The sequence below is a fragment of the Mesorhizobium sp. WSM4830 genome (assembly GCF_055811495.1).
In genome coordinates, this window is the sequence record NZ_JBVVQI010000003.1 from 309,569 (window position 1) to 326,591 (window position 17,023).

Consider the following 17,023-nt stretch of genomic DNA (forward strand, 5'->3'; position numbering starts at 1 on the left):
CCGCACAGTGCGCGCAGTCGACCTTGAGAGGCTGCCATGACTCGCTTCGCCCAATCCGCCCTTGCCGCACTGCTCGCCTTGTGCACGCCGTTGGCCGCACCACTTGGCGTCACCCAGGCAGTCCAGGCGGCCGACCTTGCAATCTATACCGACGAGGATAGCGGCGTCTGCGGCGAGGCCTGGGTCCTGGACAAGATCACCGACCGCTTCTCCTATCAGGTGCATCACGTGCCGCATCTGCCCGATGTGCAGATCGTCGACTTCCAGCGTATCCACCAGCATCGCTATCTGCCGGCCGACGACACCTGGCCGATCGGCCGCCGTTATTGCGGTGCCACCGTCAGCCTCTCCGACGGCCGCGCCCGCACCATCTGGTACCTGATCGAAGAAGGCCAGGGCTTTGCCTCGATCGGTGACAATGTCGAATTCTGCGTCTCGGGCTTCGACCGTTGGATGGTCTATAACGGCCGCTGCCGCGTCCTGCGCTGATCGCGCACTCGCTGATTCCGACTTTTTAGCACCGGCCACCTGATCGACCGTCACCGTTTCCATGCGGCGCAGCATTCGCGGGAAGCGCGATCTGCTGTCACGAGTTTGCGGGAAAACAGCACTACATGGATTCGCTTGTTTATACTGTTGCTCTCGGCGCGGTCGTTGCTGGCTTCGTCCAGGGGCTGTCAGGGTTCGCCTTCAGTCTGGTTGCCATGTCGTTTTGGGTTTGGACCGTTGAGCCCCAGCTTGCTGCTGCCATGGCGGTCTTTGGGGCGCTCACCGGCCAGATCATCGCTGCCGTCACCGTCCGCCGCGGTTTCGACCTCAAGCTTCTGCTGCCCTTCCTGATCGGCGGGGCCATAGGGATTCCGGTCGGTGTCGCCGTCCTGCCCTTGCTGGATGTGCAGTTGTTCAAGTTGGTCTTCGGTGCGCTGCTGGTCGTTTGGTGTCCCTTGATGCTCTTTGCGCGTCGCCTCCCTCCCATCACGGTCGGAGGTCCTGTTGCAGACGGTGCGATAGGTTTGGTCGGCGGCATCATGGGTGGGCTTGGCGGCTTCACCGGCCCGGTCCCAACGCTGTGGTGCGTGCTGCGCCAATGGGAAAAGGACAGGCAGCGCATTGTCATCCAGAATTTCAACCTTGTGACCCTCTCCATGACGATGGCCGCCTATCTTGCGGCCGGAAAGATCAAGCTCGAAATGCTGCCGATGTTTGCCGTCGTCGCGCCGGCGATGTTGATACCGACACTGCTTGGCGCGAGACTCTACATCGGCGTTAGCGAGGCGACTTTTCGAAAGATCGTCCTCACGCTCTTGGCCGCATCAGGTGCAGCATTGTTGGCATCGTCCTTGCCGCACCTCATGAGCCGGTTTTGAACGACACACAGAAATCCCCGACTTCCGCCGTGCCATGCGCTATCGACCGATGCGGCCCGCTCCCGATAGGTAGGCGCAGATCAGTTCGACGAGTTGCTTTTGCAGCTCCGGCGCGGCGAGCATGTTCCGGCGTGCCGCGTTGTGGATCACACCTTCGATCGCCGACGACAGCACGCCCGCCACGGTCTCTATGTCGATGCCTTTCCTTGGCTTGCGATAGGCGGCGACGGCAGTCGCATAATGATTGAGGTATTGTGTTTGGAACGACGCATGGGCGGCCCTGGAGCGGCGATCGCCCGGCGCCTCATCGAGCAGAACCTGGTGTAGTGTCGGGTGAATGCTGTGCGCCGCGATCATGCCGTGCACCAGCTCCTGCGCGAATTTCCTGAGCGGCTTTTGGTCTTCCGCCGAATCGTGAATGACCGACAGCACATGATCGAAGTGACGGCGCCGGACGGCTTCGAGAAGGGAAAGCTTGTCGGGAAAATACTGGTAGAGCGTGCCGATGCTCACACCTGCCGTCTCGGCAACCTTGTTGGTGGTGAAGCCGGCCCAGCCTAGCCCGCTCAGAACATGAGCCGCCGCGTCGATGATCGCCTCGACGGTTGCCCTGGAACGCGCCTGGCGCGGCTGCTTGCGCATGCGCGAATGCGGTTTTGCAATGCGAGTAGACACGCCCGCCCATTCTCCTGAAAATATAAACAACATACTCGCATTTCCGAAAAAGGACACTGGCCATGAGTGCGCTCGCTCTGCTTCGCAGCCTGTTTGCCTATCAGGCCTGGGCCAATGACGAACTGCTGGAAAAGCTGGCGAGTCTCGACCCGCATGTTCACGACAAGCAACGGCAGGCCGTGATACGGCTCGTCGATCACAGCCATGTGGTTTCGCGGATATTCTCGGCGCACTTGGTTGGTGCAAGCCATGGCTACTCCGCCGACACCACCGAGGACACGCCGGCGTTCGACGAACTTCGCGCCGCGGTCGCGGCGACCGATCGCTGGTATCTCGATTATCTCGAAACCGTTTCGTCGCGGCAGCTGTCCGAGCCTGTCGCATTCGTGTTCACCGACGGGGATAAGGCATTGATGTCGCGACAGGAAATGCTGACCCACATCGTACTGCACGGCGTCTATCATCGCGGTGAAGCGGGGCGCATCCTGGCGCAGATTTCCGTCATGCCGCCATGGGATACCGTTGCCGTCCATCTCCACAGGGCCGAGCCTTCGCGCCGGCTGCAGATGAGCCGTGAGCCGCTCGGCGCCTGAGCGGCCAAGCGCTTTCGATCACGCGGTCGGCTCGACCGGATCTATCGAGCGATATCCTCTTCTCAGAAATGCGAGCTATCTGCTCACTTTCATCGCGTCGTGCAAGATAGTGCAGCGGCGTGCTCGGCGCGTTGCTTCCTACTTACCTGTAGTTTATCTTTTCGGACAAGACGAGGCGGGCGACCGCCTTCGTTCTTGACAATGTTCGCGCTGAGCGTCGGACGTTGAAGCGCAAAGCTGGGCGAAAAGGTCCTGAGCTTGACGAGAAGACCGGTCGAGATAGAGCGACCAGAATTTCTGTCGCAGAACTTCGCTGCGGGGCACAAAGATTCGCAACCGATTTTCGCGCCGGTAAAATGGTCGCCCGCTCGCCGTAACCGAAACTTAAGCTGCAAAAATCATTCTAATGCTTCGCTGGCTAGCAAGCCGCGAGTCAGATATGCAATGCGCGCCGGGTCAATAACGGCCGTCGGCACAACGGAAGGGGCATGATATGGCTAAGCAGTCATCCAAAGCGCCGGCATCCAAGGCACCGGCAAAGTCACCGGCAAAGAAAGCACCAGCAAAAGCAGCCGCGGCAAAGGCCGCAACTGCTGTGAAGAAAGCAGCACCCGCTGCGAAAGCGAAGGCCGCTGCGCCTAAGGCAAAAGCAGCGCCGGCCAAAAAGCCGGCCGCCAAGGCCGCGGCAAAACCAGCCGTAAAGAAAGCAGCACCGGCCAAGGCCAAGGCTGCACCGGCAAAGAAGGCGGCACCGGCCAAAAAGCCGGCTGCAAAGGCCGTGGCGAAGCCCGCTGCGAAGAAGGCAGCACCGGCAAAGGCCGCCGCTGCGAAATCTTCTGCGGCAGTGAAGAAGGCAGCGCCCGCGGCCAAGCCGAAGGCAGCGCCCGCAAAGGCGAAGGCCAAGAAGTAGTCGCGGTCCTGCTACCGCTGGGGACAGTACTCAAGACAGCCAGGGCGGGATGCCGGACAGGCGCCTCGCTTCTTGGTTGACGGTCGGGCAGGACGAGAAAGAGGCGGGAGGAAGACGTCTTTTCGCAACTCCCAGGACTTCGCCATGCGGCGAAGTCCGGTGGGATGTTCGTGGCTGCCGAAAACCAACCTTCGGTGCAAGGCCGAGTTGGTAGTTGCTCGGATCTGGATTGTCCGACCTGCTCGCGTCTGCCGCCGCTCCTCCGGCTCATCGCATCCGAACGCGACACTATGGCTGCACGCTGGCGGCGCGGTTTTCCGCCTCTGGCCGTTGATGAACCCTGCATGATCGGTCAACAGTGCCCGCGCACGAGCCCCTGTCGGAATCGATTTTCGGTAAGGGTCATGCGCGAAGTCACAATGCTACCGCGTCCTTTTGCGCGTCCAACAGGGCAAATGGAGCTGTAGCCGGCAAACAGGAATCGACAATGCCCAGACTGCTCTACGCGTCTACTTCCCCCTACAGTTCCAAGGTGCGCATGGCAGCACTTCATGCCGGCATTGCGGTTGATCTCGTGCCGATAAAGACCGAGGAAAGGCCGGCCGAACTGATCGGCGCCAATCCGCTCGGCAAGATCCCGGTGCTGGTGCTCGATGACGGCCGCTCAGTCCACGACAGCCGCGCCATCACCCAGCATCTCAACCGGATGTCGAAGAACGCATTGTTTCCGCGCAATCCCGATAAGCGCCTCGAGGCGGAGGTGCTGGAGGCATTGGCCGACGGCATCTGCGACTGCGCGCTGTCGATGGTCTATGAGCGGCGCACGCGGCCGGAAGAGATGGTCTACCAGCCTTGGCTCGAGCGCCAGTGGACGAAGATTTCGGCGGCACTCGATCTGCTCAACGCCAACCCGCCGAAGCTGCCGAAGAAAATCACCCTAGGCCAGATCGCATTGCGCGCCTGTCTCGGCTATCTCTCGCTGCGCTTCGCTGGAAAATGGGAAAAGGGCCGCGGCCGGCTGACGCGCTGGGCGGCACGCTTCGACGAGAAGTTCCCGGAGCTGAAGCCCGCCATCCCGGCTTGAGGGCGGGCGGCCTTAAGCCGTGCCACAAAAAAAGCCGGGCGCGAGGCCCGGCTTTTTCGTGTCGTGGCTTGGACGACTTAGAACTTCATACCGACGCCGAAAGTGACGCGATTGTCGGTCGACTTGACCTTGCCGATACCGTCGAAGTCCTTCCTGCCGAAGTCGGTGTAACGATACTCGACACGGCCGAACACATTGTCGGTGATCTTGATGTCGGTACCCACGCCGGCCGTCCAGCCAAACTGCGTGTTGGTGTCGCTGACGCCGGCCGCTTCAATCTTCTGGTTCTTCAGCGCGCCACCGGCGGTGCCGTAGAGCAGGATGTCCGGGGTGACGGCATAGCCGAGGCGGGCACGCAGCGAGCCCTCGAAGCCACCCTTGGCCTCGATGCCGGCATCGTCGCCCTTGACGCCGTTGTAGCCGATGTCGGCTTCGGCACCGTAGACGAAGTTCTCCTGCTGCCAGTTATAGCCGCCGAAGACGCCGCCGACAAAACCCTTGGTGTCGACGTCGACGCCAATATCTTTGGCTTTGGCATGGCCGGCGAAGCCGTAGCCGACGCTCACACCGGCATAGGGACCGGCCCAGGATGCGACCGGAAGTTCTGCAATCGGGGCAGGTGCCGGCGGCTCTTCCTGAACCACGTCCGCGGCATAGGCAGTTCCGCCGAGGGCGAACAGCCCAAACGCCACCGCCAGCGGTCGCGCAAATTTAAGATTGGCTTGCATTGTTCTTTACTCCTTAAGCCACAGGACACAGGCTTGTTTTTCATGAGCGCCCTCAACCCGTCCGGGGGATGAAACGGATCCGGCGTTCAACGGTTGCAAATGTCGTGTCGAAATGCGGCTGAAGCGAACCTGAACTTGGGTCATTCCCTGGCACGAATGAGGCAGAACCTTGACGTTGCATCTTCGCAACAGCGAATGTCAGCAGGTTCGCCGTGCTGCACTGCACACGGCTTGGTATAAGGGCTCCAGCGCCCTATATTGCGGACGGGCTGGCCCGAATTCCGGTCGAGCCAGAACGCCCACCGGCCACTTTGCCACAATCTTGCCCCAGGTGGAAATGGGATTTAACGCTTGGCGGGCCATAATTTGCCGGCGCTATCCCGGCAGGTCGGAATCGGCATCGGATTAAGGATTGACAGATGAGCAAGCTCGCCGCGACGGCACTGGTGACGGGCGGGGCGAAGCGGATCGGCAGGGCGATCGTCGAAGATCTTGCCGCGCATGGTTTTGCCGTCGCCATTCACTGCAATCGCTCGCTGGCCGAGGCGGAGGCACTGGCGGCCGAAATCAACAGTGGTCATTTTGGTCGACATGGCCGGGCGGCTGTGATTGCTGCCGACCTGACCGACATGGACGCCGTCGGCAACCTTGTCGGCCGCGCGGCGGCGGCGCTCGGGCCGGTGTCGCTGCTGGTCAACAACGCCTCGCTGTTCGAGCACGACAGCATTGAGGATTTCGACTGGCCGGCCTGGGATCGCCATTTCGCCGTGCATGTCAAGGCGCCGGCGCTGTTGGCGCAGACTTTCGCGCGGGCCTTGCCGCAGAACAGTGAGGGGTTGATCGTCAACATGATCGATCAGCGCGTCTGGCGGCCGACGCCGCGTTATTTTTCCTATGCGCTGTCGAAGTCGACGTTGTGGGCGGCGACCGAGATGATGGCCCAGGCGCTGGGGCCCCGCATCCGCGTCAACGCCATTGGTCCTGGCCCGACCTTGAAGAACACGCGCCAGCACGACAGCGATTTCGATGCCCAGATTGCCGGCCTGATCCTGAAACGCGGCCCGGAATTGCCGGAATTCGGTGCCACTATCCGTTATCTCTGGGCGGCACGCTCGGTCACCGGCCAGATGATCGCGCTTGACGGCGGCCAGCATCTTGCATGGCAGACGCCCGATGTGACAGGCATGACGGAATGAGCCCCATGGACCAGAAACACAAAACGCGCGGTGGCGCCGACGACCTGCCGCCCGAAATCGACCTCGAGGACGAGGCGGCCGAGGAAGTCGTCGAGCCTGCGGCCAGCGGTCCGGACGTCACCTTCACCGCCATCGACTGGGCGCCGCATGCCGGCGACGCCGACGGCATGGTCGGCGCCGAGGTGATTCAGACGCTGGTCAAACGGCTGCCCAATGCGCCCGGCGTCTACCGTATGATGAATGCCACCGGCGACGTGCTCTATGTCGGCAAGGCACGCAGCCTGAAGAAGCGGGTCACCAGCTACGCGCAAGGCCGGTTCCACACCAGCCGCATCGGCCGCATGGTGCGCGAGACGTCGACGATGGAGTTCGTCGTCACCCGCACCGAGATCGAAGCGCTGCTGCTTGAAGCCAACCTCATCAAGCGCTTGCGGCCACGCTTCAATGTGCTGATGCGCGACGACAAGTCGTTCCCCTATATCCTGTTGACCGGCGATCATGTCTCGCCCGGCATCTACAAGCATCGCGGCGCGCGCTCGCGCAAGGGCGATTATTTCGGCCCCTTCGCCTCGGCCGGCGCCGTCGGCCGCACCATCAACTCGCTGCAGCGCGCCTTCCTGCTCAGGAGCTGCACCGACTCCTTCTACGAGAACCGCACCCGGCCTTGCCTTTTGTTCCAGATCAAGCGCTGCGCCGGCCCGTGCACCGGCGAAATCTCGCATAGCGACTATGCAAGGCTTGTCGCCGAGGCGAAGGATTTTCTCTCCGGCCGCAGCCAGAAGGTGAAGACGGAGATCTCCGCTGCCATGCAGCAGGCTTCGGAAAACCTCGATTTCGAACGCGCCGCCATCTATCGCGACCGGCTGGCGGCGCTGTCGCATGTGCAGAGCCATCAAGGCATCAATCCGCAGACCGTCGACGAGGCCGATGTCTTCGCTATCCATCAGGAGGGCGGCCAGGTCTGCATCCAGGTGTTCTTTTTCCGCACCGGCCAGAACTGGGGCAACCGCGCCTATTTTCCCAAGGCCGATCCGGCGCTCGAAGCCGGCGAGGTGCTGGGGTCGTTCCTGGCGCAGTTCTACGACGACAAGCCGACGCCGCGCACCATCCTGTTGTCGCATGGCGTCGAGGACCAGGAATTGCTGGCGGAGGCGCTCTCCACCCGCGCCGGCCGCAAGGTGTCGATCTCCGTGCCGCAGCGCGGCGAGAAGAAGGACCTGACCGACAATGCGCTGCAGAATGCGCGCGAAGCGCTCGGCCGGCGGCTCGCCGAAACCTCGACCCAGGCGCGGCTGCTCACTGGCTTTGCCGAGACCTTCGGCCTGGAAAAACCGCCGGTGCGCATCGAGGTCTATGACAACTCGCACATCATGGGCACCAACGCCGTCGGCGCCATGGTCGTCGCCGGGCCGGAAGGTTTTGTGAAGAACCAGTATCGAAAGTTCAACATCCGCTCGACCGAGATCACGCCGGGCGACGATTTCGGCATGATGCGCGAGGTGATGCAGAGGCGCTTTTCGCGGCTGTTGAAGGAACATGGCGATGCCCCGCAAACCGGCGGCGCGGGCGAGGCGGGCCCTACCGAACCGGGCGACGATATCGAGGTCGCGGGCGGCTTTCCCGCCTGGCCCGACGTCATCCTCATCGACGGCGGCCAGGGCCAGATGACGGCGGTGCACAAGATCCTCGCCGATCTCGGCATAGAGGACCGCGTGGTGGCCATCGGCATCGCCAAGGGGCAGGACCGCGATGCCGGCCGCGAACGCTTCTTCGTCAAGGGCAGGGTCCCATTCTCGCTGCCCGTACGCGATCCGGTGCTCTATTTCGTCCAGCGGCTGCGCGACGAGGTCCATCGTTTTGCCATCGGTTCGCACCGCGCCCGCCGCAAGAAGGAGATGGTCAAGAGCCCGCTCGACGAGATCAGCGGCATCGGCCCCGGCCGCAAGCGCGCGCTGCTGATGCATTTCGGTACGGCCAAGGCGGTCAGCCGCGCCGCCGTCGAGGACCTGATCAAGGTCGACGGCATTTCCGAGCAGGTGGCGAAATTAGTCTATAATCATTTTCACGAGAGCTAAGACCTATTGCCGATATTTCGGCTGGCTAATCGATTCTGGCCTGTTGACCCCCCACATTCGCTTCTGATTTGACTAAGCAGGCAGAAAGAGTTCCCAAAACATGTCCCAGCGCGCGTTCAACCTGCCCAACATGCTCACTTACGCCCGCATCCTGGCGGTGCCGCTGGTCGTGCTGTGCTTTTTCCTGGAGGGGCATCTGAAATCGAGCGACTTCGCCCGCTGGTCGGCGCTCATCATTTTCCTGCTCGCCTCGATCACCGATTACTTCGACGGCTATCTGGCCCGCGCCTGGCAGCAGACCTCCAACATCGGCAAGATGCTCGACCCGATCGCCGACAAGCTGCTGGTCGCCACTTGCCTGCTGCTGCTTGCCGCCGATACCGATCGTCATGCCGGCATCGCCGGCTGGTCGCTATGGGCGGCGATCATCATCCTGTGCCGCGAGATCCTGGTTTCGGGCCTGCGCGAATATCTGGCGGCTTTGAAGGTCTCGGTGCCGGTGACGCAGCTCGCCAAATGGAAGACCACCATCCAGATGATCGCCATCGCCTTCCTGCTGGCGGGACCCGCCGGCGACAAGATCTTCCCGCTGACCACCCAGACCGGGCTGGTGCTGCTGTGGATCGCCGCCCTGGTGACGCTCTACACCGGCTACGACTATTTCCGCGCCGGCCTCAAGCACATCATGGATGAATAAAATGTCGACGAAGCTCATCTATTTCGCCTGGGTGCGCGAGCGGATCGGCAGACCGGAGGAAGAGGTCGAACTGCCGGCCGGCATCGAAACGGTCGCCGACCTGTTGCGCTGGCTGAAATCACGCGGCGAGGAGTACGAGAACGCGCTGCAATATCCTGACGTGATCCGCGTCGCCATCAACCAGGAACATGTCGAGCACCGCGAGAAGATTGCCGGCGCGCGCGAGATCGCGCTGTTCCCGCCGATGACCGGTGGCTGAACCATGTCCGCGGTGGTGCCTGTCGTGCGCATCCAGGCGGAGGATTTCGACGTCGCCGCCGAGATCGCCAGGCTGACCAGGGGTCGCAACGACATCGGCGCTGTGGTGACCTTCTCCGGCCTTTGCCGCGACGAGCAAGGCAGGCTATCCGCGCTCGAGCTCGAACATTATCCCGGCATGGCCGAAGCCGAGATATCCCGCATCGCCGGCGAGGCAATCGAGCGCTGGCCGCTGCAGGGGCTCACCGCGATCCATCGCCACGGCAAGATCGCGCCGGGCGAAAACATCGTCCTGGTGGTGGCCGCTTCCGCCCACCGGCAGGCGGCGTTCGAGGCCGCGAATTTCCTGATGGACTATTTGAAATCACGGGCGCCTTTCTGGAAAAAGGAACACCATAGCGACGGTTCCGAGGGCGGCTGGGTCGATGCCAAGGAGGCCGACGACAAGGCGGCGAGCCGCTGGAAACGAGACTGACCAGGCGTTCCGCGAGCCCTCAACCTTTGTCAGTGCCGATCAGATGGTCGAGCGAAATCCGGCCGGGTCCCCAGGCCATGATGCCAAGCGCCATCGCCGCCCAGGTAATGTGCAGCGGCCAGCCGTCCGGCACGGTGAGCTCGATGACCAGCGTCATCACCAGCAACCCGAATGCCGCCAGTCGCGTCGCCAGGCCGAAAACAAGGAGAACTGGCAACACGATCTCTGCTGACCCTGAGGCGAACGCCACCAGCCCAGGTGCCGGAAAATCGTAAGGGCCGCCCGGCAGATGCAATTTGAGTTCCGAGCTGAAAAGCAGCACGGCGACATCGTTCAACTGTAGAAAACCGTCCCATTTGTTGACGCCGGACCGCCAGAACGGGACGGCGAGGCCGCAGCGCAGAACAAGCTGCGTCAGCGATGGCGTCGCGATCGTGCGCAGGGCGACATTCAGCCTTTCGACGAGAGCGGCGACCCCTCGCGGTTCGGTGCTCGCGTTCTGTCCATCGCTCATCGTGCTCACCTTTCGTGATGTGCCGTCGTGAAGGCTCCCGCTTCCAGCACGCCGGCAATGTTGGCGGAAAGCTCGAATTCGGCACTCTCCGCAAATGCCGCCGCGGCCGCCGCGCCGAGCGCCTCGCCCGCGATCAGATGCGAGACAAACACTGCGCCGCCGGGCGGCAGGTGGCGGACGAAGACCTCGAGGCCGGGCCGCGTGACCAGCGCATCTTCGGCGCCCGTTGCCCGGATCGGCCCAACAGGAGCCTCGTTCCGGTTTGCCGCGAAGACCGTGACTGCCGGGAACCGGGAGCGCGCGACCCGCGTCGCCGGATGCGGCCGCAGCACGGTATCGGCAAGCCTCTCGCGAGCGATCGACGCCAGTGCCTCAGCCGACAGCGCCTCCGCGTCGGCGGCATGATAGGCGTCGAGCCAAGCCCGCTCGATGCGCGCCACGTCGGCCAGCCACGGCATCGACTGCGCGTATTCGTAGCGCTCGATGAAATCGGGAAAGTCGCGGCCATATTCGAATAGAAGCGGCGAGGTAGGTGGCGTTTCGCGGATGTGAAATCGCGCCATCGCGCGAAAGAAATCCGGGCCGGTGATGCGCAGCGTCGCTGGAAAGCTGGCGGCCAGCGCATCGATCAGGCTGACCGTGACGTTGTTGCGGTAGACGGCATATCGCTTGACCGCAGCCTTCCCGTTCGGCCCCGAGACAGAGTCAGGCGGGGCACGGTCAGGATCGAGCAAACCGGCGGTGAATGCCGCAGCATAATCAAGCCGGCGGCCGAGATCGCCCGACTGGAGCTCATCCTGCGGCATGGGCTTTTCCGAAATCGGCATGACGGTCGAGGATGGCTTGGGCGGCGGCTGCCTCCGCCTTGAGCACCGGCCACTCGGGGATGTCGCTGTCCCATTCGATCAGCGTCGGCAGTGGTCCGCATCGGCCGATGACGATATCGAAAAGCGTCCACACCGCGTCGGCAACCGGGCCGTCATGGCTGTCGATGAGCAGCAGGTCGCCCTCGTCGTCCTTCTGCCTGGCGTGCCCGGCCAGATGGATTTCGCCGACATGCTCGAGCGGGAAATCCGCGAGGTAGGAAAGGCCCGAATAGCCGTGATTGGTGGCCGAGACGAAGACGTTGTTGACGTCGAGCAGCAGGCCGCAACCGCTACGCCGAACCAGCTCGCGGATGAAATCCGTCTCGCTCATCGTCGATTCCGGAAAAAGCACATAGGTCGAAGGATTCTCGAGCAGGATCGGGCGGCCGACCGTGCCCTGCACCTCGTCGATGTGATCCGCCACGCGCGAAACCGTTGCCGGCGTGTAGGGCAGGGGAAGCAGGTCGTTGTAATAGGTGGTGTCGTGCGTCGACCAGGCGAGATGCTCTGAAACGAGCGCCGGCTCGTAGCGATCGACCAGCGCCTTGAAACGACCGAGATGCGCCTTGTCGAGCGGCTGCGGGCCGCCGATCGACATGCAGACGCCATGCAACGAGACGGGATAGTCGCGGCGGATGCGGGCGAGCGCGTCGTGCGGCGGGCCGCCGGCGCCCATGTAGTTTTCCGCATGAACCTCGAAGAAGCCGCTTTGGGGGCCGTCGCCGAGGATTGCGGATAGATGCTCATGCTTGAAACTGGTGCCGGCAAGCCCGGCGACAGGGTGCGCCGGAAAGCGCGAGGCCTTCGACATGCGGGATGCTGGACGGCTCGGTCCGTTCATCGTCATCGCCGCTTTCCGGGCAGGGCACATCGCTTACGATGGGACGTCGCGGGTCAGCTCGGTGGGTGAGCCCTTGCGGCCGCCGGGTAGGTCCATCGTCGTGCAGGTGCCGCCGTCGACGAACTTCCAGGCGTTGCCTTGATAGTCGACGGTCGAGGTGCCTTGGCAGGTGGTCCCCGGGCCTGCCTTGCAGTCGTTCTGTCCCTTCAAGGCGACGCCAAAGCACTTCTCCTTGCCGGCGTCCATCGCTGCCTTGACCTGTGCCTCGGTCAGCGGCGCGGCCGTCGCAAAAGAAGCAAGAGCCGTGGCAACTGCGCTGGCCAGTAAGGCCGCACTCACGGTTGATCTCGTTGACATGATTTCACCTCCGGTTGGGTTTCAGGCGCATTCTCCTCAGCGCGCATTGGTCAGTTCGGTCCGGATGCCCGCCGTGTTACGTCTGTTGGAACACGAATTCGTGATCGCCGGAGGCTTGGCCGAGCGTGGCCCGAACAGAGTTTGCAGAGCGGCCGAGGAGGCGGACGACAAGGCGGCGGGCCGCTGGAAGCAGCCGCCGGCCAAATAAATCCCAGCGACAGCCATGCCCATACCCCGCCAGCCATTCATTGACCGCAATCCTGCGAGACTTTGGCTGGAAGGGGAGAAGGATCATGCTGGACAGGATCGCCGAATTCTTCATCTTCGGACTGGTGCCGCTGGCCGTCGGCATACTTGCCGCTCCGGATCGTTCCGTGGCTGCCGAAAAGACCCTCAAGGGCGAGGTGATGTATCGCGAGCGCATCGCGCTGCCGCCCAATGCCGTGCTTTCCGTGCAGCTTGCCGACGTGTCGCTGGCCGACGCGCCGGCCGCAATCATCGGCGAGCGCAAGGTGGTGCCGGCCGGGCAGGTGCCGATCAAGTTCGAGATCAGCTTCGATCCGCGGGTGATCCGGCCTGATATGACCTATGCGCTGCAGGCGCGCATCACTGTCGATGACCGGCTGCTGTTCGTCACCGATACGCGCCATCAGGTCGACCCGCTCAGCGACGCGCCACAAACCATCATGCTGAAAATGGCGGCGCCGGACGACGAGCCGGCGGCAGCTTCCGTGTTCGGCCAAAGCTGGCTTGTCGAATATATCGACGGCATCGGCGTGATTGCCGAGCCGCGGGCGACATTCCGCATCAGCGAAGCCGGCAAGGCCGGCGGCAGCGGCCCTTGCAACGTCTATTTCGCCACCGCCAAGGTGGACGGCTCGACGATCGCCGTCAGCGACATCGGCTCGACCTTCAAGGCCTGCGCGCCTCAGGTCATGGCAGAGGAAAAGGCGCTGTTCGAGGCGCTGGCCAAGGCAGCGTCCTACCACGTCGACGCCGGCAAGCTTGTCATTGCCGACAGAGACGGCCGCGACATCCTGCGCTTCAACGCCGCGAGCTAGCGCTTGGTCCGTGCCGACTGGCCGCCCGCGCGGCAGCCGCATGCCGATCACGTTGTGTTTCAGCGGGAATAGGCCGAGCAGGGGGTCCGTTAGTTCTTCATAAGATGGCGGGTAAGGCAAAAGGGACGTTTGTCCCTTCGTTGAAGCCGCCAGAATGGCTGCGGCTCGTTCTGGCCACTCAAAGGAGTCCAGACATGAAAACGCACACACTTATCCTTGCCGCCACCGGTGCATCGCTCCTTGCCTTTACCGGCCTTGCCAAGGCGGACGACCATCTCGTCAATGCTCTTGACCACGGTCTCAAAGCGGACAGCCAACCGTTCCAGACCAACAAGGCCGGCCATAGCGGCGATCTCGCGCCGGGGCAGGGCAGCCCGTTTTCAGGTGAAGAGACCAAGACCCCGTCCACCGACACGCCGGCGGCGAATGAACATGCGAACGTGAAGGAACGCCAGGCGAAATAGACTGCAGAACCCGCCGCTAGGGGGCGGCGGGCGACATACATCCTACCGGCGAGGCCGCATCCACGATGCATTCTCAATTCGGCGCGAGTTTGAATACCGCGCCATAGTGATAGGGCGGCACATCAACCAGCTCGGCGAGCTTGAACCCGCTGGCTTCCACCGCCGCGGTGGTCTGTTCGGGTGACAGCCTCAGCTCGGTCTTTGGCCCGCGCGGCTCGCCCAGGACCGTGGTTTGCTCGCGCGGATACTGGTGCCAGTTGACGATGGCAAAACGACCGGCAGGACCAAGTGTCGTCCGCACGGCGCGGGCAAGGCGCGGCCGGTTCGGGACGCCATGGAAAGCGTTGGCCATGAAAACGAAGTCGACGGTTTGAGGCACCAGCCCGGCAAGCTCATAGGCGTCGCCCGCCACAAACTCGCAATTGCTCGCGCCTACTTCGGTCAGCCGCCGCCTGGCGACCTCGAGCATATCTGCATCGATGTCGATGGCGATTACATGACGCGCGACCCTGGCGATTGGTATCGTGAACCAGCCGTCGCCGCAGCAGAGATCGACCACGTCCGTGCCGGGCTTCATGCCTACTGCCGCCAGGACGCTGGCAGGCTCGGGCCACAGCGCTTCCCACCAGCCGCTGGTTGGCATTTCGGTGCCCTGGAAGAAGCCGGGAATGGTGCTGGTCATGGCCTGGTCGGCTCCATTGTCGGGACCGCCTTTGATCCGCCACTCCGAGCTTAACGCACCCGTGACCCGTCGAGGAGCCTGAAGCTGAAAATGTTCGCTAACAAAAAAGGCCGGCGTTGTGCCGGCCTTTTGATGGGGTTCTGGATGCCGGCTCAGCCGACGATCTCGGTGTCCGAGAACCAGTATTTGATCTCCTGCGCGGCGGTTTCCGGCGCATCGGAACCGTGCACGGAATTCTCGCCGATCGACAGCGCGTGCAGCTTGCGGATGGTGCCTTCGGCGGCGCTTGCCGGATTGGTGGCGCCCATCACTTCGCGGTTCTTGGCGATGGCGTTCTCGCCTTCCAGTACCTGCACGACCGTCGGGCCCGACGACATGGACTCGACCAGCTCGCCGAAGAACGGACGCTCCTTGTGGACGGCATAGAAACCTTCCGCTTCGCGGCGGCTCATCCACACCCGGCGCGAAGCGACGACGCGCAGGCCGGCATCTTCCAGTATCTTGATGATGGCGCCGGTGAGATTGCGACGGGTCGCGTCCGGCTTGATCATGGAAAAGGTGCGTTCGAGCGCCATGGGATCGTCCTTGTGATGGAGAATGGAATTGAGGGTGGCGGGCTCTATACAAGCCGCCCGCCGCCTTGCCAAGGGGACGCCGGCCCGGCGCGCATTTCTGCGCCGGGGCGGCGGACTTTCAAGTCGAACCATGCCGCCGCTCCACCTTTTTGCTGAGCATCGGATTTCCCGAAAACCGGTGGGTCGATCAACTGGCCGCCCTATAGCGCGTCGTCGTCAGCCTGAGACTACGTCGTCATAACTGCATCTCGATCGTCAGGTTGGCCGTGTCGCCAGCCCCGAGGCCTTCGCGGACCCGCACCGCGGTCTTGATCGGCAAGAGCAGCCTGCCGGATTTCTTGTCGGGAAACAGCGATGTCCGCCATCTGGTCTGGCCGATGACGGCTTCCACGCCAAGCGAACCCCAGGGTCGTGCCATCCCCATCATCGCCGTCTTGATCCGGGTCCCAAGCTCCGGCGGCAGCGTCACGAAATGCCAGCCGCCCTTGCCCGGATAGACCCAGATCTCGGCCTGCATGTCATAGCGGAACATTTCTATGCCCTTCCTCAGGTAAGGCCGTCATGACTGGCTTTGCCATGCTGCCTTGTTGGCGATGCTGACGATCGGCGAACCATCGATGATTTCCACAGCCCTGCGGGGGAAAGCCATTCTTCCCTGCAAAGAGGATGGCAGCGCCGCCATTGCACTATCGCCTTGTTACGATAGACGGCCGCCGCGTTTCCCAGCCTTCCCGTTCCAGTTCCGGCACGCTGTGGTTCTCGCTGGCGTAGCCGATGCAGAAGTAACCGATCAGCGTCCACTCCGGCGGCACGTCCAGGATCGTCGCCATCTCGGCCGGATCGAGGATCGAGACCCAGCCCATGCCTATTCCTTCGGCGCGTGCCGCCAGCCACATCGTGTGCACCGCCATGACAGCGGAGTAGTCTATGGTGGCTGGCATGGTCAGGCGTCCGAGCCCATGCCCTTGCTCGGTTGCGCGGTCGGCGAAAACCGCAAGCTGGCAGGGCGCCTCGTTCAGCCCGGCAAGCTTCAGGCGTCCATAGAGCGCGGCGCGTTCGCCGCAAAAATTTGCGAGTGCCTCCGCGTTGCAGCGCTCGAAGCATGCCCTGACGGCGGCGCGGCGTGCTTCGCTCTCGACGATGACGAAGCGCCAGGGCTGGCTCAGCCCGACGGACGGCGCGGCGCCGGCAAGCTCGAGCAGGCGCTCCAGCGCCCCTTCGGGGAGCGGCGTCGGCTCGAACCGCCTGACATCGCGCCGCCACAGGAAAAGATTGGCGAGCCCGGCGCGAAAGTCGGCCGGGAACTCTGGGTTTGTGGTCATGGCGCGCTGCCTTTGTTGTGGTTGCCCGGTTCGCCGGACTTCGTCTTGTTTGCTTCGATCCGGGCAGTGATGAGGCGCCTCAAGCGACACTTCGTCTACCCGCATTGTCGCGTTTCGCCGGGCGCGAATTCTAATGCATGTCGCGCCAAAGCATGCCCTCGGGCTTGACCCGAGGGTGTGCAGCGGTTTTGCGGTAACGACATGCATCAAAAAACGAACCTAAAGCGCGCCACATGAGGCCGGTCGAACGCGAGGCGCTTTAGCCGAGGCCGGACGACATCGC

General features: G+C 63.1%; 23 protein-coding genes. 12 read left to right on the top strand and 11 right to left on the bottom strand.

The window, feature by feature from the left end; genetic code table 11:
• The first annotated feature begins 36 nt into the window (after nt 1–36).
• Nucleotides 37–489, top strand: a complete 453-nt coding sequence (locus AC0L2Y_RS06375) for a hypothetical protein (RefSeq protein ID WP_352567494.1) — start codon at nt 37–39, stop codon at nt 487–489.
• A 125-nt stretch (nt 490–614) separates the two neighbouring features.
• A complete protein-coding gene (locus AC0L2Y_RS06380) occupies nt 615–1,367 on the top strand; it encodes a sulfite exporter TauE/SafE family protein (RefSeq protein WP_473554658.1) in 753 nt (250 codons plus the stop codon).
• 39 nt (nt 1,368–1,406) lie between these two features.
• On the opposite strand, the gene AC0L2Y_RS06385 is transcribed toward AC0L2Y_RS06380, so the two are convergent.
• Entirely contained in the window at nt 1,407–2,042 is a 636-nt protein-coding gene (locus AC0L2Y_RS06385) for a TetR/AcrR family transcriptional regulator (protein ID WP_473554659.1), read from the bottom strand.
• Nucleotides 2,043–2,104: 62 nt separating this feature from the next.
• Here AC0L2Y_RS06385 and AC0L2Y_RS06390 point away from each other — a divergent pair, with 62 nt between their 5' ends.
• The 3 genes from AC0L2Y_RS06390 (at nt 2,105) to AC0L2Y_RS06400 (ending at nt 4,629) form a co-directional block, all read left to right on the top strand.
• On the top strand, nt 2,105–2,635 hold the full coding sequence (locus tag AC0L2Y_RS06390) for a DinB family protein (protein WP_473554662.1): 531 nt from the start codon (nt 2,105–2,107) through the stop codon (nt 2,633–2,635).
• Between the two features lie 493 nt (nt 2,636–3,128).
• Nucleotides 3,129–3,545, top strand: coding sequence for a hypothetical protein (locus tag AC0L2Y_RS06395; protein ID WP_352567497.1), 417 nt, complete (start codon nt 3,129–3,131; stop codon nt 3,543–3,545).
• 487 nt (nt 3,546–4,032) lie between these two features.
• Nucleotides 4,033–4,629: a glutathione S-transferase family protein gene (locus AC0L2Y_RS06400; RefSeq protein ID WP_352680754.1), complete on the top strand. Its 597-nt coding sequence runs from the start codon at nt 4,033–4,035 to the stop codon at nt 4,627–4,629.
• A gap of 77 nt (nt 4,630–4,706) precedes the next feature.
• Here AC0L2Y_RS06400 and AC0L2Y_RS06405 read toward each other — a convergent pair whose 3' ends face one another.
• A complete protein-coding gene (locus tag AC0L2Y_RS06405; RefSeq protein ID WP_292662341.1) occupies nt 4,707–5,357 on the bottom strand; it encodes an outer membrane protein in 651 nt (216 codons plus the stop codon).
• Between the two features lie 419 nt (nt 5,358–5,776).
• Between AC0L2Y_RS06405 and AC0L2Y_RS06410 the strand changes: the two genes are divergently transcribed.
• The 5 genes from AC0L2Y_RS06410 to AC0L2Y_RS06430 all read left to right on the top strand — a co-directional run bounded on the left by AC0L2Y_RS06410 (nt 5,777) and on the right by AC0L2Y_RS06430 (nt 10,058).
• On the top strand, nt 5,777–6,553 hold the full coding sequence (locus tag AC0L2Y_RS06410) for an SDR family oxidoreductase (RefSeq protein ID WP_473554665.1): 777 nt from the start codon (nt 5,777–5,779) through the stop codon (nt 6,551–6,553).
• A complete protein-coding gene (gene uvrC / locus AC0L2Y_RS06415) occupies nt 6,550–8,628 on the top strand; it encodes an excinuclease ABC subunit UvrC (RefSeq protein ID WP_473554667.1) in 2,079 nt (692 codons plus the stop codon). Before AC0L2Y_RS06410 ends, uvrC begins: the two co-directional genes overlap by 4 nt.
• 100 nt (nt 8,629–8,728) lie before the next feature.
• A complete protein-coding gene (gene pgsA / locus AC0L2Y_RS06420; protein ID WP_023719790.1) occupies nt 8,729–9,325 on the top strand; it encodes a CDP-diacylglycerol--glycerol-3-phosphate 3-phosphatidyltransferase in 597 nt (198 codons plus the stop codon).
• A gap of 1 nt (nt 9,326) precedes the next feature.
• Nucleotides 9,327–9,584 (top strand): molybdopterin converting factor subunit 1, encoded by a 258-nt coding sequence (moaD, locus tag AC0L2Y_RS06425; protein WP_023677674.1) that lies wholly within the window; start codon nt 9,327–9,329, stop codon nt 9,582–9,584.
• A gap of 3 nt (nt 9,585–9,587) precedes the next feature.
• Nucleotides 9,588–10,058: a molybdenum cofactor biosynthesis protein MoaE gene (locus AC0L2Y_RS06430; RefSeq protein ID WP_352667162.1), complete on the top strand. Its 471-nt coding sequence runs from the start codon at nt 9,588–9,590 to the stop codon at nt 10,056–10,058.
• Between the two features lie 19 nt (nt 10,059–10,077).
• Here the strand turns inward: AC0L2Y_RS06430 and AC0L2Y_RS06435 are convergent, their stop codons facing one another.
• Genes AC0L2Y_RS06435 through AC0L2Y_RS06450 form a run of 4 tightly spaced genes read right to left on the bottom strand, consistent with a single transcriptional unit; the run spans nt 10,078 to nt 12,636 of the window.
• On the bottom strand, nt 10,078–10,572 hold the full coding sequence (locus AC0L2Y_RS06435; RefSeq protein WP_473554670.1) for a DoxX family protein: 495 nt from the start codon (nt 10,570–10,572) through the stop codon (nt 10,078–10,080).
• 5 nt (nt 10,573–10,577) lie between these two features.
• Complete coding sequence (locus AC0L2Y_RS06440; protein ID WP_473554672.1) at nt 10,578–11,378, bottom strand: HvfC/BufC family peptide modification chaperone; 801 nt, start codon at nt 11,376–11,378, stop codon at nt 10,578–10,580.
• The gene (gene bufB, locus AC0L2Y_RS06445) at nt 11,365–12,285 is read right to left on the bottom strand and encodes an MNIO family bufferin maturase (protein WP_473554674.1); all 921 of its coding nucleotides are present in this window, start codon (nt 12,283–12,285) and stop codon (nt 11,365–11,367) included. The genes AC0L2Y_RS06440 and bufB overlap by 14 nt, the downstream gene beginning before the upstream one ends.
• A 27-nt stretch (nt 12,286–12,312) precedes the next feature.
• Nucleotides 12,313–12,636, bottom strand: coding sequence for a BufA1 family periplasmic bufferin-type metallophore (locus tag AC0L2Y_RS06450; RefSeq protein ID WP_352479258.1), 324 nt, complete (start codon nt 12,634–12,636; stop codon nt 12,313–12,315).
• A gap of 293 nt (nt 12,637–12,929) precedes the next feature.
• Between AC0L2Y_RS06450 and AC0L2Y_RS06455 the strand changes: the two genes are divergently transcribed.
• Both AC0L2Y_RS06455 and AC0L2Y_RS06460 read left to right on the top strand, forming a co-directional pair.
• Entirely contained in the window at nt 12,930–13,697 is a 768-nt protein-coding gene (locus AC0L2Y_RS06455) for a YbaY family lipoprotein (protein WP_473554677.1), read from the top strand.
• A gap of 194 nt (nt 13,698–13,891) precedes the next feature.
• On the top strand, nt 13,892–14,161 hold the full coding sequence (locus tag AC0L2Y_RS06460) for a hypothetical protein (RefSeq protein WP_352667151.1): 270 nt from the start codon (nt 13,892–13,894) through the stop codon (nt 14,159–14,161).
• Between the two features lie 73 nt (nt 14,162–14,234).
• Here AC0L2Y_RS06460 and AC0L2Y_RS06465 read toward each other — a convergent pair whose 3' ends face one another.
• The 5 genes from AC0L2Y_RS06465 to bluB all read right to left on the bottom strand — a co-directional run bounded on the left by AC0L2Y_RS06465 (nt 14,235) and on the right by bluB (nt 16,740).
• The gene (locus tag AC0L2Y_RS06465) at nt 14,235–14,843 is read right to left on the bottom strand and encodes a class I SAM-dependent methyltransferase (protein WP_473554679.1); all 609 of its coding nucleotides are present in this window, start codon (nt 14,841–14,843) and stop codon (nt 14,235–14,237) included.
• Nucleotides 14,844–14,995: 152 nt separating this feature from the next.
• Entirely contained in the window at nt 14,996–15,418 is a 423-nt protein-coding gene (gene ndk, locus AC0L2Y_RS06470) for a nucleoside-diphosphate kinase (RefSeq protein ID WP_473554680.1), read from the bottom strand.
• A 235-nt stretch (nt 15,419–15,653) separates the two neighbouring features.
• Nucleotides 15,654–15,950, bottom strand: a complete 297-nt coding sequence (locus tag AC0L2Y_RS06475) for a DUF1905 domain-containing protein (RefSeq protein WP_352493225.1) — start codon at nt 15,948–15,950, stop codon at nt 15,654–15,656.
• A 27-nt stretch (nt 15,951–15,977) separates the two neighbouring features.
• Complete coding sequence (locus tag AC0L2Y_RS06480) at nt 15,978–16,100, bottom strand: hypothetical protein (protein ID WP_352493224.1); 123 nt, start codon at nt 16,098–16,100, stop codon at nt 15,978–15,980.
• A gap of 4 nt (nt 16,101–16,104) precedes the next feature.
• Nucleotides 16,105–16,740 (bottom strand): 5,6-dimethylbenzimidazole synthase, encoded by a 636-nt coding sequence (gene bluB, locus AC0L2Y_RS06485; protein ID WP_473554683.1) that lies wholly within the window; start codon nt 16,738–16,740, stop codon nt 16,105–16,107.
• Nucleotides 16,741–17,023 lie beyond the last annotated feature (283 nt).